This is a genomic window from Lysobacter gummosus, from assembly GCF_001442805.1.
GTDB classification, from domain to species: Bacteria; Pseudomonadota; Gammaproteobacteria; order Xanthomonadales; family Xanthomonadaceae; genus Lysobacter; species Lysobacter gummosus.
Map to the genome: position 1 here is coordinate 3,217,390 of NZ_CP011131.1, position 15,397 is coordinate 3,232,786.

At 68.2% G+C, this 15,397-nt stretch carries 16 protein-coding genes; 4 read left to right on the forward strand and 12 right to left on the reverse strand.

What is annotated here, in order from left to right; genetic code table 11:
- Positions 1-423: 423 nt before the first annotated feature.
- Positions 424-870, reverse strand: a complete 447-nt coding sequence (gene tadA, locus LG3211_RS13000; protein WP_057945464.1) for a tRNA adenosine(34) deaminase TadA — start codon at positions 868-870, stop codon at positions 424-426.
- 148 nt (positions 871-1,018) lie between these two features.
- A complete protein-coding gene (locus LG3211_RS13005; RefSeq protein ID WP_057943216.1) occupies positions 1,019-1,525 on the reverse strand; it encodes a DUF1993 domain-containing protein in 507 nt (168 codons plus the stop codon).
- Positions 1,526-1,643: 118 nt separating this feature from the next.
- On the opposite strand from LG3211_RS13005, the gene LG3211_RS13010 reads away from it, so the two are divergent.
- On the forward strand, positions 1,644-2,327 hold the full coding sequence (locus tag LG3211_RS13010) for a TetR/AcrR family transcriptional regulator (protein WP_148648891.1): 684 nt from the start codon (positions 1,644-1,646) through the stop codon (positions 2,325-2,327).
- A gap of 42 nt (positions 2,328-2,369) precedes the next feature.
- On the opposite strand, the gene LG3211_RS13015 is transcribed toward LG3211_RS13010, so the two are convergent.
- The 5 genes from LG3211_RS13015 to folD all read right to left on the reverse strand — a co-directional run bounded on the left by LG3211_RS13015 (position 2,370) and on the right by folD (position 8,042).
- Positions 2,370-2,570 carry a hypothetical protein gene (locus tag LG3211_RS13015; protein WP_057943217.1) on the reverse strand — a complete coding sequence of 67 codons (201 nt, stop codon included), beginning with the start codon at positions 2,568-2,570 and terminating at the stop codon, positions 2,370-2,372.
- A 280-nt stretch (positions 2,571-2,850) separates the two neighbouring features.
- Positions 2,851-3,009: a hypothetical protein gene (locus LG3211_RS26410; protein ID WP_187313011.1), complete on the reverse strand. Its 159-nt coding sequence runs from the start codon at positions 3,007-3,009 to the stop codon at positions 2,851-2,853.
- Between the two features lie 661 nt (positions 3,010-3,670).
- A complete protein-coding gene (gene guaA, locus LG3211_RS13020; protein ID WP_057943218.1) occupies positions 3,671-5,239 on the reverse strand; it encodes a glutamine-hydrolyzing GMP synthase in 1,569 nt (522 codons plus the stop codon).
- Between the two features lie 118 nt (positions 5,240-5,357).
- On the reverse strand, positions 5,358-6,815 hold the full coding sequence (guaB, locus tag LG3211_RS13025; RefSeq protein WP_057945465.1) for an IMP dehydrogenase: 1,458 nt from the start codon (positions 6,813-6,815) through the stop codon (positions 5,358-5,360).
- A 348-nt stretch (positions 6,816-7,163) separates the two neighbouring features.
- Positions 7,164-8,042, reverse strand: coding sequence for a bifunctional methylenetetrahydrofolate dehydrogenase/methenyltetrahydrofolate cyclohydrolase FolD (gene folD / locus LG3211_RS13030; protein WP_057943219.1), 879 nt, complete (start codon positions 8,040-8,042; stop codon positions 7,164-7,166).
- A gap of 104 nt (positions 8,043-8,146) precedes the next feature.
- Here folD and LG3211_RS13035 point away from each other — a divergent pair, with 104 nt between their 5' ends.
- Complete coding sequence (locus LG3211_RS13035; protein ID WP_057943220.1) at positions 8,147-8,482, forward strand: DUF1244 domain-containing protein; 336 nt, start codon at positions 8,147-8,149, stop codon at positions 8,480-8,482.
- Between the two features lie 38 nt (positions 8,483-8,520).
- Here the strand turns inward: LG3211_RS13035 and LG3211_RS13040 are convergent, their stop codons facing one another.
- Positions 8,521-9,567, reverse strand: a complete 1,047-nt coding sequence (locus LG3211_RS13040; protein ID WP_057943221.1) for a DUF2272 domain-containing protein — start codon at positions 9,565-9,567, stop codon at positions 8,521-8,523.
- A gap of 273 nt (positions 9,568-9,840) precedes the next feature.
- On the opposite strand from LG3211_RS13040, the gene LG3211_RS13045 reads away from it, so the two are divergent.
- Together LG3211_RS13045 and LG3211_RS13050 are read left to right on the forward strand one after the other, a co-directional pair.
- Positions 9,841-10,620, forward strand: coding sequence for an alpha/beta hydrolase (locus tag LG3211_RS13045; RefSeq protein ID WP_057943222.1), 780 nt, complete (start codon positions 9,841-9,843; stop codon positions 10,618-10,620).
- A gap of 109 nt (positions 10,621-10,729) precedes the next feature.
- Positions 10,730-11,098 carry a RidA family protein gene (locus tag LG3211_RS13050; RefSeq protein WP_083512519.1) on the forward strand — a complete coding sequence of 123 codons (369 nt, stop codon included), beginning with the start codon at positions 10,730-10,732 and terminating at the stop codon, positions 11,096-11,098.
- Positions 11,099-11,391: 293 nt separating this feature from the next.
- On the opposite strand, the gene aroQ is transcribed toward LG3211_RS13050, so the two are convergent.
- The 4 genes from aroQ to mobA all read right to left on the reverse strand — a co-directional run bounded on the left by aroQ (position 11,392) and on the right by mobA (position 15,296).
- A complete protein-coding gene (gene aroQ, locus LG3211_RS13055; protein ID WP_237049757.1) occupies positions 11,392-12,129 on the reverse strand; it encodes a gamma subclass chorismate mutase AroQ in 738 nt (245 codons plus the stop codon).
- Positions 12,066-13,202 carry a molybdopterin-synthase adenylyltransferase MoeB gene (moeB, locus tag LG3211_RS13060; RefSeq protein WP_057943224.1) on the reverse strand — a complete coding sequence of 379 codons (1,137 nt, stop codon included), beginning with the start codon at positions 13,200-13,202 and terminating at the stop codon, positions 12,066-12,068. Before moeB ends, aroQ begins: the two co-directional genes overlap by 64 nt.
- 227 nt (positions 13,203-13,429) lie before the next feature.
- On the reverse strand, positions 13,430-14,650 hold the full coding sequence (locus LG3211_RS13065; RefSeq protein WP_057945467.1) for a molybdopterin molybdotransferase MoeA: 1,221 nt from the start codon (positions 14,648-14,650) through the stop codon (positions 13,430-13,432).
- 49 nt (positions 14,651-14,699) lie between these two features.
- Complete coding sequence (gene mobA, locus LG3211_RS13070) at positions 14,700-15,296, reverse strand: molybdenum cofactor guanylyltransferase (protein ID WP_057943225.1); 597 nt, start codon at positions 15,294-15,296, stop codon at positions 14,700-14,702.
- Between the last annotated feature and the right edge of the window lie 101 nt (positions 15,297-15,397).

Sequence of the window (15,397 nt, forward strand, 5' to 3'; positions counted from 1 at the left end):
CCTGCGCGTATTCAAAGTATCCACCTCGTGTATCGAGCGTTGTCGCCCGCCTGCTTTTTGCTCGTCATTCCCGCGAACGCGGGCTCCGCTTTACTTCGGCGGAGCCGAACATCCAGGGCCTTTCGTGCGAGAACGCTTGAAGTCGCTGGATTCCCGCGTTCGCGGGAATGACGGCTTGGAGGATGGCGCTGAAGTCTCTGGATGTTTGGCTCCGCCGAAGTAAAGCGGAGCCCGCGTTCGCGGAATGACGGTTTGGAGGAATCGCGCTGAAGTCTCTGGATTCCCGCCTTCGCGGGAATGACGGCTTGGAGGATGGCGCTGAAGTCTCTGGATGTTCGGCTCCGCCGAAGCAAAGCGGAGCCCGCCTTCGCGGGAATGACTGACTGTTTTTCGAGAGCCTTCGAACAGGCTCCCAACCCCGCCTCAGCCCGGCTTGCCCCGCTTGCGACGGAAATACGCCGTTAGCCGCGCCCCGGCCTCTTCGCCAAGCACCCCACCCAGCACCGTCACGCGATGGTTATGCCGCGGATCGGTCAACAGATCGAACACGCTGCCGGCGGCACCGGTCTTGGGATCGCTGGCGCCGAACACCACGCGCGCGACGCGCGCATGCACCACGGCCATCGCGCACATCGCGCACGGCTCCAGGGTCACGTACAAGGTCGTGCCGAGCAGACGGTGATTGCCCAGGCGCTGGCCGCCTTCGCGCAAGGCCACGATCTCGGCATGGGCGCTGGGATCGAAGCGGCCGATGTTCTGGTTCCAGCCCTCGCCCAGCAGCTCGCCGGCGGCCGATACCAGCAGCGCGCCGACCGGAATCTCGTCGTGCTCGCGTTCGGCGCGCTCGGCCAGATCCAGCGCGCGGCGCATCCAGTATTCGTCGATGTCGGCTTGTTCGCTCACGGGCGTCGCGCGGGTCCGGCCGCGGCGAAGGCACGGCGTCGGAGGCGATTATCGTTCACTGGCCCGGCGCGCGCATCCGCAGCGCGCGGCTGCGGTGCGCGCGGCCGGCGCGGGCTCAGAAGCCGCGCAGGTAGTCCATCTTGCCCAGTGGCACGCCCTGGTTGCGCAGGATTCCGTAAGCGGTGGTCAGGTGGAAGTAGAAGTTCGGCAGCACGAAGCCGCGCAGGTAGTCGCGCGCGGTGAACTTGAGTTCGCGGCCGCCGGGACGGATCACGATCTCGCGCTCCTCATCGCCCTCCATGCTCTCCGGCGACACGCTGCGCAGGAAATCCTGCGTCTTGAGGATGCGCGAGCGCAGCTCGTCCACGCTGGTTTCGGTGTCGGGAAAGCTCGGCGGCGTAATCGCGGCCAGGCGCGCGGCGCCGAACTTGGCCGCGTCGCTGGCCGATTGCACCTGCCCGGTCAGCGTGTACATGTCCGGCGCCAGGCGGCCGGCGATCAGCACCGAATGGTCCAGGCCTTGTTCGTCGGCGTAGGCCACGCCTTTGTCGAGCAGATGGGACAGCACGTCCAGGCCGCGACTGAAGGCCGGGACGGAGACGTCGTAGAGCGAAAGGCTCATGGGGGGAATCCTGTTTTCGTGGCGGGGAAACAGAAGGACGCGCCCGGTGGAAGCGGCGCGGACCGGCGCCGGCGGCGCTGGCCGAGCGCGAGTCTGAGCGCTTGCCCGGGGCCGGTCAATGAATTTATTATCAATCGCTATGGAAATAGATGTTGCGAATCCGGAAGCCGCCGGCGGCGAAGACGCGCCCGCGAAAAAGCCCTCGCGGCCGCGCGGGCGGCCGCGCGCGTTCGACCGCGAGCAGGCACTGGAAACGGCCATGCAGCTGTTCTGGCGGCAGGGCTTCGAGGCCACGTCCTTGAACGATCTGACCACGGCGATGGGCATCGCCCCGCCCAGCCTGTACGCCGCCTTCGGCAGCAAGGAGCAGTTGTTCCGCGAGGCGATCGGGCGCTATCTGCAGCAGTTCCGCTGCAATCACGCCGCCACTCTGCAAGCGCCGGAAGTGACTGCGCGCGAGGCGTTCGGCCGCTTGTTCGCAGCCATCGCGAACGGATTCAGCGGCTGCGGACACCCCTCGGGCTGCATGCTGATCGCCGCCGATGTCGGCGGCGGCAGCGCGGCCGCGCATCTGCGTGAGGAACTGAGCGCGCACCGTTTATCCATCGAAGCCGGCTTCCGCGCCCGCATCGAACGCGGCCAGCGCGAAGGCGATGTCGACGCCGGCGCCGACGCGGCCGCTTTGGCGAAATTCCTCGCCACGGTGGTGCAAGGCCTGTCGATCCAGGCGCGCGACGGCGCCAGCGCGGCGCAGCTGCACGAAGTCTTGCGCACCGCGTTGCGGGTCTGGCCTGGGCGCTGACGCCGGCGCGTACGGCGCAGCGCCAGCCCCACGATGGCGCTGTCAGCGCTGCAGATAACGCGCCGCCACCGCCCCCGCACCGCGCGCGACGGCCTTGTCGCGCGGCGCCGCCGCCACGCAGGCGATGTCGGGCGGGGTCGCCACGGCTCGCGGACGCGCGGCCGGCTCGTTGCGCGACGCGGCTATCGCCAGCAGATGCGGCAGAGCCAGCAGGGCCGCGGTTATCGGCAGAGTTCTCGACATGGCATTGCTCCTGATCGATGTCGGACGGCGCGGTTCCGCTTGCGCATCGCGCGGATTCGGCCGCCCTTGTCTGAGACGACGAATCGGGACGGCGCGAATCGACAAGACGGCGACGGCCGCAGCGAAGACCGCCCTGGGCGTCGCGAAGGCCGGCGGCGGGCCGGATTGAGATCAGGCTACGGGATGTTGCGGACAGGATCGGTCCTAATTGGGCCGCGGGTCGGTGCCGGTGGATGCGTTGAGGGAAGGGGCGGACGACCGCCCCTTCCCCGCTGCCGGCTCAGCAGTCCGGTGTGCAGATGGCCCAGCAGCGCGAATCCGGATCGTCCGGATCGCAACTGCTGCAGCACGGCCGCGCGAACGCGCTAAGACTGACGCCCAGACCGATCGCGAACGCGCAGCACGCCATCAGCAGCTTGATACGGGGCTTCCTGTTCATCGTCCTCTCCATTGATGAGGGACAACCGGGAGCATCCTTTCCCAGCCGTCTCGAACGCCGACGGCGGGCGCCGTCCAGCGCGGTTCGCCGCGACTCCGTCCGCGGCTCGTGTCGCTTGTGCGATGTCGCCGATGCGTCGCGACCGGCGATTGCCGGCGTTCGCATGGACACGAACGTCGCCGTTGGGGTTCGGGGTTGCGAACACAGCGATGCGCGCGGTTGGCGCCGGATTGGAAACGATCGCGGCATGGGCGCGGCGACGGCCGCGGCGCAACGGCCGGCGGGCCGACGACGAAAACAGGCTGACGATAACGAGTTCGTCCATCCCTTTCGAACATCCTTGTACCGGTGGCGACGGTTTTCGGTGCGCGGGGGCAAACCAACCCTAGTCGCCGGATGCGGGCGAAAACGCGTTAGCTATCACATATCCGGCGTCCGTCGCCTCGGTGCGATGCCGGTCGCCTGCTCTACGCTGCGACAGCGCGCGCGATCGCGGATGGCGATGCGCTCGCTCTATCAGCGGCCACGCGTCTTCGGGGCCGCGACATCGACGGCGCGACACGCAGGCAGATTTCGATTCGCCCCTACAAACGCAAACCGCCTGCGCACGAATGCGCAGGCGGTCGATATCGCTTCGCTCAGCGCGCCGCGCGCGCTTGCCTCATTCCCACTCGATCGTAGCCGGCGGCTTGCCGCTGATGTCGTAGACCACGCGCGAAACTCCGCGCAGTTCGTTGATGATGCGGTTGGACACCGTGCCGAGGAACTCGTACGGCAGATGCGCCCAATGCGCGGTCATGAAGTCGATGGTCTCCACCGCGCGCAGCGCGATCACCCACTCGTAAGCGCGCGCGTCGCCGACCACGCCGACCGACTTGACCGGCAGGAACACCGCGAAGGCCTGGCTGGTCTTGTCGTACAGGCCGGCCTTGCGCAGTTCGTCGATGTAGATGTGGTCGGCCTGGGCCAGCAGCTGCGCGTATTCGCGCTTGACCTCGCCGAGGATGCGCACGCCCAGGCCCGGGCCCGGGAACGGATGGCGGTAGACCATCTCGCGCGGCAGGCCGAGCTCGACGCCCAGGCGCCGCACTTCGTCCTTGAACAACTCGCGCAGGGGCTCGACCAGGCCGAGCTTCATGTGCTCGGGCAGGCCGCCGACGTTGTGGTGGCTCTTGATGACGTGCGCCTTGCCGGTCTTGCTGCCGGCCGACTCGATCACGTCCGGGTAGATCGTGCCCTGCGCCAGCCACTTGGCGTTGGCGAGCTTCTGCGATTCCTCGTCGAAGATTTCGACGAACAGGTTGCCGATGATCTTGCGCTTGGCTTCCGGATCGCTGACGCCGGCGAGCTTTTCGAAATAGCGGTCGGCGGCGTTGACGCGCACGACCTTGACGCCCATGTGCTCGGCGAACATCGCCATCACCTGGTCGCCTTCGTTGTAGCGCAGCAGGCCGGTGTCGACGAACACGCAGGTCAGCTGATCGCCGATCGCCTTGTGCAGCAGCGCGGCCACTACCGAGGAATCGACGCCGCCGGACAGGCCGAGGATCACTTCGTCGCTGCCGACCTGCTCGCGCACGCGCGCGATCTGATCGTCGATGATGTGCGCGGCCGTCCACAGCGTCTGGCAGCCGCAGATATCGACCACGAAGCGGCGCAGCAGGGTCTGGCCCTGCTTGGTGTGGGTGACTTCCGGATGGAACTGCACGCCGTACCAGCCGCGCGCGTCGTTGGCGAAGGCGGCGACCGGGATGCGGTCGGTCTTGGCGGTGACGACGAAACCTTCCGGCGCCTTCGACACGTGGTCGCCGTGGCTCATCCACACGTCCAGGCGCGGCGGCGAGCCGGGGTGATCCTTCAAGCCGTCGAACAGGCGATCGTGCGCGACCAGCGACACTTCGGCGTGGCCGAACTCGCGCTGATCCGCCGCTTCGGTCTCGCCGCCGAGCTGCTTGGCCATGGTCTGCATGCCGTAGCAGATGCCCAGGATCGGCAGGCCGGCGTCGAACACCTGCTGCGGCGCGCGCGGCGAGCCGTGCTCGGTGGTCGATTCCGGACCGCCCGACAGGATGATGCCCTTGGCGCCGTACGCGGCGATTTCCGCCGGATCGTGGTCCCAGGCCCAGATTTCGCAATACACACCCAGTTCGCGGATACGCCGCGCGATCAACTGCGTGTACTGCGCACCGAAGTCGAGGATCAGGATCTTGTCGCTATGGATGTCGGTCATGGGGGCCGGGATTGGGGATTCGGGATTCGGGATTCGGTAAAGGCGGAACGCCGGGATTCGGGAAGGGTTCGGCTTTACCGAATCCCGAATCCCGAATCACGAATCCCGCGCGCCGGCGTCAGCCGGCGCGATAGTTCGGCGGTTCTTTAGTGATCTGCACATCGTGCACATGGCTTTCGCGCGAGCCGGCGTTGGTGATGCGCACGAAGCTGGGCTTCTTGCGCATGTCCTCGATGGTCGCGCAGCCCACGTAGCCCATGGTGGCGCGCAGGCCGCCGGCGAGCTGGTGGACCACGCCGCTGAGCGAGCCGCGATACGGCACGCGGCCTTCGATGCCTTCCGGCACCAGCTTGTCGGCGTCGGAGGCGTCCTGGAAATAACGGTCCTTGGAGCCCTGCTCCATCGCGCCGATGCTGCCCATGCCGCGATAGCTCTTGTAGCTGCGGCCCTGGAACAGTTCGATTTCGCCCGGCGCTTCCTCGGTGCCGGCGAACAGGCCGCCGACCATGACCGTGGACGCGCCGGCGACCAGCGCCTTGCCGATATCGCCCGAATAGCGGATGCCGCCGTCGGCGATCAGCGGGATGCGATCCTGCAGCGCCTCGGCCACCATCGCCACCGCCGTCACCTGCGGCACGCCGACGCCGGCGACCACGCGGGTGGTGCAGATCGAACCCGGGCCCACGCCGACCTTGACCGCGTCGGCGCCGTGATCCATCAGCGCCAACGCCGCTTCGCCGGTGACGATGTTGCCGCCGATCACCTGCAACTGCGGGAAGCGCGTCTTGACCCACTTCACCCGGTCGAGCACGCCCTGCGAATGGCCGTGCGCGGTATCGACCACGACCACGTCCACGCCGGCCGCGGCGAGGGCTTCCACCCGCGCCTCGGTGTCGCCGCCGACGCCGACCGCCGCGCCGACCAGCAGGCGCTCGGCGCTGTCCTTGGCGGCGTTGGGGTTGTCGGATTTCTTCTGGATGTCCTTGACCGTGATCAGGCCGCGCAGCTCGAAGCCGTCGTTGACCACGAGGATCTTCTCGATGCGGTGCTTGTGCAGCAACTGCACGACTTCATCGTCGCTGGCGCCTTCGCGCACGGTGACCAGGCGATCGCGCTTGGTCATGATGTGGCGGACCGGATCGTCTAGCTTGGTCTCGAAACGCATGTCGCGGCTGGTGACGATGCCGACCAGCTGGCCGCCGTCGACCACCGGCACGCCGGAAATGTTGCGCGCGCGGGTCAGCTTGAGCACTTCGCCGATGGTCGTTTCCGGCCCCACCGTGAACGGTTCGCGGATCACCCCGGCCTCGAATTTCTTGACCTTGGCGACCTGCGCGGCCTGGGCTTCCAGGCTCATGTTCTTGTGGATGATGCTGATGCCGCCGAGCTGGGCCAGCGCGATGGCGAGGCGGGCTTCGCTGACGGTGTCCATCGCCGCCGACAGGATCGGCAGACGGATCGACAGGTCGCGGGTCAGGCGGGTGGAGAGGTTTACGTCCTTAGGCAGGACGATCGAATGCGCGGGGACGAGAGAGACATCGTCGTAAGTAAGCGCTTCAGCCTGGATGCGCAGCATGGGCGGGCCCGGGAGGATGAAGCGCGCCATTCTAACCCGAACCGGGGGTCCGGCGCTGGGGTTGCGGGCGGAAAGGGGCGTTCTGTTTGCGGCTTTTCGCAGGGGATTAAGCGGGGCTTTGGGTGCTGGGGGCCGAGTGGCGCTTGGGCTTCGGCTTGGGCGTTTTTGCTCGTCATTCCCGCGAACGCGGGAATCCAGGGCCTTTCGCGCGAGAACGCTTGAAGTCCGGCCGAACCTGGGCCAGGAAAGTACCGGCTAAAGTCACTGGATTCCCGCGTTCGCGGACATGACGAGCAACAAAGCGGCGCACGACCGAGACCACCTGTCCCAGCCGTCTGCGCGTCCCGCTCAGCCCCGATCCGCCGCCTCGGCCGCTTCCAGCGTGTTCTGCATCAGGGTCGCGACCGTCATCGGCCCGACCCCGCCCGGCACCGGGGTGATCCAGCTGGCGCGCTGGGCCGCGGCCTCGAAACCGATGTCGCCGACCAGGCGGCCGTCGTCCAGGCGGTTGATGCCGACGTCGATCACCACCGCCCCCGGCTTGACCCATTCGCCCGGGATCAGGCCCGGGCGGCCGGCCGCCACCACCAGGATGTCGGCGCCGCGCACCGAGGCTTCCAGCACCGCCGGCGGGGTGAATTTGTGGCAACTGGTGACCGTGCAGCCAGCGATCATCAGCTCCAGCGCCATCGGCCGGCCGACGTGGTTGCTGACGCCGACGATGGTCGCGCTCTGCCCGCGTACCGGCCGGTCGGTATAGCCCAGCAGCATGGTGATGCCGCGCGGCGTGCACGGGCGCAGGCCGAACTGGCGCAGCACGAGGTGGCCGACGTTTTCCGGATGGAAGCCGTCCACGTCCTTCTTCGGGTCGATGCGGTGGATCAGCGCGGTCGCGTCGCGCCGGTCCGGCAGCGGCAACTGCACCAGGATGCCGTGGACATCGGGATCGGCGTTGAGCCGGTCGATCAGGGCCAGCAGTTCATCGTTGCCGGTGTCGGCCGGCAGGTCGTAGTCGATGGCGCGGATGCCGATCTTCTGCGCGGCGCGGCGCTTGTTGCGCACGTACACGGCCGAGGCCGGATCGGCGCCGACCAGCACCACCGCCAGCCCGGGCCGCGACAGGCCGGCGGCGACGCGCGCGTCGATCTGGGCCTTGAGGTTGTCGAGCAGGTCCTCGGCGATGCGCTTGCCGTCGAGGATGCGGGCCGGGTGCGATGCGGGCGTCATGCGGGGTCGAAGGCTCTGCGGTAAAGTCGTGGCCGCGCATTATCCCCCATTCGTTCGCGCGATTTTCGCCGATCCCGCCCCTTAATCGCACCGCGAGCCCCGTCATGAGCCTGCCCGACCCGACTTCCGGCCACGCCCCGGCCGATCACGAAACCATCGCCGTGCAGGCCGCCGCCTTCCGCCGCCTGCTCGCGCACCTGATGCACGAGCGCAGCGACGTGCAGAACATCGACCTGATGATCCTGGCCGGCTTCTGCCGCAACTGCCTGGCCGACTGGTACCGCGAAGCGGCGCAGGCGCGCGGCATCAGCATGAGCAAGGACGAGGCGCGCGAGGCCGTCTACGGCATGCCGTTCGGCGAATGGAAGGCCCAGTTCCAGAAGGACGCGACGCCGGAGCAGTTGGCGGCGTTCGAGGCGTCGCAGAAACATCACGGCTGAGCGGCCGACCGGCGCGACCGCGACCGCGACGGCGACGATCAGTCCTGCGTCTGCGGCTTGATCCCCGGCGCATTCGGATTCGGACAGCGCGGCACGTTCGACCCCAGCACGCATTGCACGCAACAACCCGACGGCTGCGCCGAGGCCGGCGCCTGCTGCGGCGCGAACAACGGCGTCGGCGGCGCCAGCTGGGCCAGCGCGGCCTCGGGCTTGAGCTTGAGCAGCACCGCCCAGTCGAGCTTGTTCATGTCGCAGGCGGCGACGGTGTCGGGCGAACACTCGACCTGGGTCTCGCTGCGCAGCGGCAGCGGCCAGAACTGGTTGTTGCGGTTGACCGCCATCAGCCGCATCGTCGCGCCCTGCTGGACGTTGCCGCCGATCAGGTACGCCTTGCCGTCGTTATTGGGATTGACCCCGACGACGACGTCGCAATGCATGTTGAGCCCGCCGTTGCCGCCATCGAGCGCAGCGATCAGGCCCTGGTAGCCGTAGACGCGGTTGCTGGAACGCACCGCGCACAGCAGATCGCCGGGCGCGGCGGTCGAGCTGGCCGGGTCCAGGTACAGGAACGGGCTCTGGTCCTGCGCCCGGTAGGCGTCGCGCACGTAGTCGTAATGGCTGGCCGAGGGCCGGAAGCCGCGCACGCCGGCCTTCATCATCACGTAGGACACGAACGCGGCCGACCACGGGTTGTCGATCAAAAACGCGCGGCAGGCCACGGTGGAATAACCGCTGCCGTAGGGATCGAAGCACTGCTCGGCGCCGGCGAAGCCGCCCATGCGCTGCAGCAGGCCGGTGTCGCGCCAGTAGCTGGCGGTGCGGCGCCAGGTTTCGGTGGCGCCGTCTTCCAGGCGCGAGGTTTCCGCTTCGCTCACGCTGGCGCTGGCCAGCCGGCCCTGCGTGTCGATGAAAGGCCGGAACCACTGCAGGTTTTCCAGGCACGCCGCGGCGGCGATACGGGTCGCGGTGTCGGCCGCCCCGCCCTGCGTCCGCAGCGCCGGACAGGGGTCGGCGGCGCGGGCGGCGCCGGACGGCGCGCTCAGCGCGGCCAGGATCAGCAAAGCGAGGGCGAACTTGTGCAACATCGGCGATCTCCGCAGGGCGATGCGTCCGCGACATCGGCGAACGCAGGGTTGCTGGCACGACTGGATGAGCCCGCCTGCGGCCAGCCTAGCCATTGTCCGTGCAAGTCGCGTGATCGTGTCGCGCTGTCATGCAAACGATGCGCTGGCGGGTATCGTCGCGGCGGGTTATCGTCGCGGTAATCGCACACCGCGCCGGCGGCCGTCTGCGGCCGCAGACCGCGCGTCCTCCGCATCGCTAGGAAGGCTTCCGCATCGATGGCACGTAATCCCCGAATGCTTCAATCGCTGGCTGCATTGGCCGGCGTCGCCGCCGCCGGATATCTGAGCATCTGCGGCTGGATGTATTTCAAGCAACGCGAGCTCATGTATTTCCCCCAGGGCACGCGCCTGGGCGTGGACATGACCGACTACACCATCGCGCGCGGCGACATCGTCCTGCGCGGCTGGCGCCTCAACGCCGGGCGCGACAAGGCCCTGATCTATTTCGGCGGCAACGCCGAGCGCATCGAGAACATGCGCGAGACCCTGGCGCAGTGGTTTCCCGATCGCACCATCTATCTGCTGTCGTACCGCGGCTATGGCGCCAGCGACGGCGCGCCGGAGGAAGCGGCGCTGGTCGCCGACGGGCTGGCGATCTTCGATCAGGTCGCGCGCGAGCATCCCGGACAACCGATCGCAGTGATCGGCCGCAGCCTGGGCAGCGGCGTGGCCAGCTTCGTGGCCGGCAAGCGGCCGGTGCAGCGGCTGGCGCTGGTGACCCCGTTCGACAGCCTCAGCGAAACCGCGCAGGCGCACTACCGCTGGCTGCCCACGCGCTGGCTGGTGCGCGACCGCTACGACTCCATCGCGAACCTGCGTGGCTATTTCGGCCCGATCCTGGTCGTGCGCGCGACCGCCGACGACGTAGTACCGCCGGCCAACACGACCCGTCTGATCCATTCGCTGCAGACCCGTCCGCAAGGCGTGGACGTGGTCCAGCTGAAAGGCGCGGACCATCACAACATCGCTCTGTATCCGGAGTACGGTCAGGCATTGAAGGAGTTCATCGACTGAGCGACACGGCGAGCGCGAGCCCTCGACAGCCATGGCCGGGACAGTGCCCGGCCGCGCTTTCGCCCTCGCCGCTCACTTTCCAACGCGGTACAACCACGAAGGCGCAATCATGGAACGCAACGCGATCCAGCCTACCGAAGTTTCGTATGCCCAAGCGCACGAGATCAGTGGTTTCCAGCGCTTGTTGTTCATCAGCGGCCAATTGCCGCAATGCGAGAAATGCGTCCTGCCGAAGGACTTCGACGGCCAATGCCGGCGCGCCTGGGCCAACGTCGAGCAGCAGCTCAAGCAGGCCGGCATGGACTTCAGCAACCTGGTCAAGGTCACGACCTACCTCACCGAGCGCCGCCTGCGCCAGCGCAACTACGAAATCCGCCATGAAATCCTCGGCAAACACACGCCGGCGCTGACGGTGATCATCGCCGAGCTGTACGAGGAAGGCTGGATGGTCGAGATCGAGGCGGTGGCGGCGGCCTGATTCGGGATTCGGAGTTTCGAGGGTTCGCAGTCCGGAATTCGATGACGATCCGCAAGCTCAGGTCGCGTTACCAGGCGCGACCTGGCACCCCCGGGCGCGGACTTGCGAAGTCTATTGTGGGAGGGGCTTCAGCCCCGATGCTGTTCGCTCAGGTTGCGCTGATCCAAGGCGGCTGATCGAAAAGCATCGGGGCTGAAGCCCCTCCCACAACAGACCCCGCGCACCGATCGCGCTTGTACTAAATCGGCTTATGCAAGCGCAGAGGTGATGGAACGATCCCACCACCACCGGGTTCAAGGCATCGCGCACAAATCGCCGAACGCACGCGTTAACGCGATGCGATGCAGATCGTCGAGCCGATGCAGCCGCGCCGCTTGCCGCTGCGCTTCATGGGCGCGCACGAGGCAACCTTCTTCCTTCGCTTCCGCCAAGGCCGGCGCCAGCGCAGTCAGCAATTCGGCATTGATCCCATCCAGCCGCTGCCGCACCGGCCCCAGATCGATCGCCGCGGCCGGCTTGCGCGAGGGCTGCGCCAGCAAACGGTACTGCACCAGCTTGTTCGCCTCGATCTGCGCCTTGAAGAACGCCGTGGCCTGCTCGCGCGCCAAACCTAGCGCGGCGGCCTGCGCACCGAGTTGTTCCAACTGCGACTGTTCGCGCGCCGCATCCTCGACCGGCTTGCCCGACTGGCGCTTGCTCGCCGCGACCGTATCGGCCAGCAGCACGCGTTGCGCGCTCAGCTCGGCCAGACGCTTCATCGCGGTCGGCGCTTCGGCGGCCTCGCCACGAATCGTGCACAGACTCAACGCGAACAACCCGGCGATGGCGAACGCGGACAATGTTCGCCCACGCCGACCGGCGAAGCCATTCGGGTCAATCGCGCTCGCACCGCTCCGGTCCACGCCGGCAGCCACAGCCGAAGTTTTCGTCATCATCCTCTCTCTCGTGATTCGCAAACGCGCGGCCGTCACTGCGCTGCGCAAAACGCCTGATAGTCGATATACCCCGGAAACTCGCGCCCAGCCGCGCACAGAGGGCATTCCGGGTCCGGCCGCAGCCGGGTCTCGCGGAATCGCATGCCCAGCGCATCGAAGTGCAGCAAACGCCCGGCCAGCGATTCGCCCAGGCCCAGAATCAGCTTGATCACCTCGGTCGCCTGGATCAGCCCGACCACGCCCGGCAGCACTCCGAGCACGCCGGCCTCGGCGCAATTGGGCGCGGCTTCCGGCGGCGGCGGTTCCGGAAACAGGCAGCGGTAACACGGACACACGCCGCGATGACGTCCGGCGTCGAACACGCTGACCTGGCCCTCGAAGCGATGGATCGCGCCGTACACCAGCGGCTTGCCGAGCTTCACGCAGGCGTCGTTGAGCAGATAGCGCACCGGGAAATTATCCGCGCCGTCGAAGACCACGTCGGCCGCGCCGATCAGGCGCTCGACATTGTCCGAGCCGATGCGCTCGGCGAAGGTCTCGACCTTCACCCGCGGATTGAGCGCCGCCAGCGCGATCCGCGCCGATTCGACCTTGGACACGCCGATGCGGTCCTCGGTATGCAGGATCTGTCGCTGCAGATTGCTGCGATCGACCACGTCGTCGTCGGCCAGCACCAGCGTGCCGATGCCGGCGGCGGCCAGATAGAACGCGGCCGGCGAGCCCAGGCCACCGGCGCCGACCATCGCCACGCGCGCGGCCTGCAGCTTGCGCTGGCCGGCTTCGCCGACCTCGGGCAGGCGCAGATGGCGCGAATAACGGTCGTGGAAGTCGCGCTCGTCCTCGGACTGTTGCGGCACTGTCATCGGCAGGCCTTCGGCGAGCCAGCGCGTGGTGCCGCCTTCTACCGAGGCCACGCGGGCGTAGCCGGCATCGAGCAGAGTCTGCGCGGCGCGCAGCGAACGCGCGCCGGACTGGCAGATCAGGAGGATGTCGGCTTCGTGGTCGGGCAGGCTCGCGTGCGGGTCGGCTTCCAGCGCGTCCTTGGCGATGCCCCGCGCATGTTCGGCGTGGCCGGCGGCGCGCTCGTGCGCTTCGCGCACGTCGATCAGGATCGCGCCGGCCTGTTGCCGCCGGCGCGCCTGCGCCGGGGAAATGGATTCGATGCTCATGCGGGGATTATCGCCTGTGGCGGGAGCGGCGGCGGGCGTGGGGCGCGATGCTGTGTTGCGCGGCGGCGGCCCTCACCCCAACCCCTCTCCCGCAAGCGGGAGAGGGGCTAAGAGCGCTTTCGCAGACTGTCCGCCCGCTACCCGTAGTTTGGCTCCCTCTCCCTCTCCCGCTTGCGGGAGAGGGTTGGGGTGAGGGCCGCGTGGCTGCGAGCCACGATCGAATCCACTCACCCCAACGAATACGGCAACACATCCATCACTGCCCCCTCGCCCAGACGCTGCGGCCCTTCGGGCACCACCATCAGCGCATCCGAATCGGCCGCCGCGCGCAGCCGGTGCGAGCCGGTCGCGGGGTTGGGATCCACCCGCAGCACGCCGTCGTCGTCGCTAAGCAGACGCGCGCGGATGAACTCGCGGCGCGGATGGGTCTTCTCGATCGACCCGACCAGCCTCGCGCGCAATACCGTGCGCGGTTCGGCGCGGCCCTGCAGACCGTCGATCAACGCGCGGCCGAAACTCAGGTAAGTCGCCATCACCGACACCGGATTGCCCGGCAAGCCGAGCATGCGCGCCTGATCCATGCTGGCGAACAACAACGGCATGCCCGGACGCATCTTCACTTTCCAAAAATGGATGCGGCCGAATTCGCGCAGCACCGACGGGATATGGTCTTTTTCGCCGGCCGAGACCGCACCGCAGGTGAACACCAGATCGAAGGCGCAGGCCGCGTCGCGCAACGCGATCTCGACTTGTTTGGCATCGTCGGGCAGACGCGGCCACGCGGTCGGCTCCAGGCCGTCGGCGCGCAGCAGGCCCATCAGCAGATCGCGGTTGCTGTCGTAGATCTGCCCCGGCGCCAGCGGCATGCCCGGTTCGACCAGTTCATCGCCACTGGTGAACACCGCCACCGTCGGCCGCCGCCGCACGCTCAGCGAGGCCAGTCCCATCGACGCGGCCAGCGACACGCGCGCCGGCGTCAGCACCTGGCCGGCGCGCAGCACGCGCTCGCCCTCGCCCACGTCCTCGCCGGCGTAACGCACGTTCTGGCCGCGCGCCAGCGCGGGCACGATCACCCGATCGCCCTCGATGCGCACGTTTTCCTTGATCGCGACCGTGTCGGCGCCGGCCGGCATCGGCGCGCCGGTGGTAATGCGCACGCATTGGCCGGCGCCCAGGCTCAGGCCCGCGGCGAGACCGGCGAACTGTTCGCCGATCAGGCTCAATGCGGTGTGCTCGCCGTCCAAGTCGGCATGGCGCAGGGCGAAGCCGTCCATCGCGCTGTTGTCGAACGGCGGCAGCGACAGCGGCGCGTCCACGTCCTGGGCCAGCACGCGGCCGTGGCAGCGCGGCAAGGACAGGGTTTCGGCGTTCAGCCGGTGCTCGGCGGCGACTTGCGCGAGGATCGTCATCGCCTCGTCGAACAACAGGCCGGTCGGGAAATCGGTCATGGGCGTATCGCTCTGCGGTCGCGCGGCGCGCAACGGGTGAATGTGGGCGTCACGGATCCGGATCGGCGATGAAGCCGGCCGCGGCCAGATCCTCGGGCGTGTTGAGATTGCCGAAGCGTAGGCCATCCAGGCGCAGCGCGGTCATGCCGAGTGCGGCCTGCAGCGCGCGCACCGCCAGCGCGCGGCGTTGCAGGGCTTCGGCTAGCGCCGCGCGCAACGGTTCGACCGGCCACAGCGCGAACAGCGGCTGCACGCCGTCGTCGTCGATCGCATAGGCACCCTGCCCGGTCTGCGCGGCGATCAGCGCCGGCAACAGGTTTTCGTCCAGGTTCACCGCGTCCACCGGCAGGGTGAACAACCAGGGCGTGGCACAGGCCGAGGCCAGGGCGTCGAGCCCGCCGAGCGGGCCGAGATCAGGGGTGGCGTCGCCGACGGCGCGCAGACCGTTGGCGGCATAGCGTTGCGGGTCGCGGTTGGCGCTGACCAGCACCTGCGCGACCCGCGGCGCATGGGCACGCGCCAGGCGCAGCACCTGCGCTTCGCCGTCGCGCCGCAGCCAGGCCTTGTCGATGCCGCCCAGCCGCGAGGCGCGGCCGCCGGCCAACAGGCCCAGGGTCAGGGTCAGCTCGGAGGCGGCGATGGTCATGGGGAATGCGTTCGGGCTCGCGGGATTCGCTTCGTATTGTGCCGTTGATCCGGATGGCCGCGGTGGGAGGCGTGTCGCGATGGGGAGGCGGCCGCTGAAGG

Bases quoted from the DNA above. Each gene is read 5' to 3' on its own strand.
- LG3211_RS13015 (WP_057943217.1), bottom strand. From the start codon at position 2,570: ATGTCGAGAACTCTGCCGATAACCGCGGCCCTGCTGGCTCTGCCGCAT.
- tadA (WP_057945464.1), bottom strand. From the start codon at position 870: ATGCGCCGCGCGCTGGATCTGGCCGAGCGCGCCGAACGCGAGCACGAC.
- guaB (WP_057945465.1), bottom strand. From the start codon at position 6,815: ATGCTGCGCATCCAGGCTGAAGCGCTTACTTACGACGATGTCTCTCTC.
- LG3211_RS13065 (WP_057945467.1), bottom strand. From the start codon at position 14,650: ATGACCGATTTCCCGACCGGCCTGTTGTTCGACGAGGCGATGACGATC.
- mobA (WP_057943225.1), bottom strand. From the start codon at position 15,296: ATGACCATCGCCGCCTCCGAGCTGACCCTGACCCTGGGCCTGTTGGCC.
- LG3211_RS13010 (WP_148648891.1), top strand. From the start codon at position 1,644: ATGAATTTATTATCAATCGCTATGGAAATAGATGTTGCGAATCCGGAA.
- LG3211_RS26410 (WP_187313011.1), bottom strand. From the start codon at position 3,009: ATGAACAGGAAGCCCCGTATCAAGCTGCTGATGGCGTGCTGCGCGTTC.
- LG3211_RS13005 (WP_057943216.1), bottom strand. From the start codon at position 1,525: ATGAGCCTTTCGCTCTACGACGTCTCCGTCCCGGCCTTCAGTCGCGGC.
- LG3211_RS13040 (WP_057943221.1), bottom strand. From the start codon at position 9,567: ATGTTGCACAAGTTCGCCCTCGCTTTGCTGATCCTGGCCGCGCTGAGC.
- LG3211_RS13035 (WP_057943220.1), top strand. From the start codon at position 8,147: ATGAGCCTGCCCGACCCGACTTCCGGCCACGCCCCGGCCGATCACGAA.
- moeB (WP_057943224.1), bottom strand. From the start codon at position 13,202: ATGAGCATCGAATCCATTTCCCCGGCGCAGGCGCGCCGGCGGCAACAG.
- LG3211_RS13045 (WP_057943222.1), top strand. From the start codon at position 9,841: ATGCTTCAATCGCTGGCTGCATTGGCCGGCGTCGCCGCCGCCGGATAT.
- LG3211_RS13050 (WP_083512519.1), top strand. From the start codon at position 10,730: ATGGAACGCAACGCGATCCAGCCTACCGAAGTTTCGTATGCCCAAGCG.
- folD (WP_057943219.1), bottom strand. From the start codon at position 8,042: ATGACGCCCGCATCGCACCCGGCCCGCATCCTCGACGGCAAGCGCATC.
- guaA (WP_057943218.1), bottom strand. From the start codon at position 5,239: ATGACCGACATCCATAGCGACAAGATCCTGATCCTCGACTTCGGTGCG.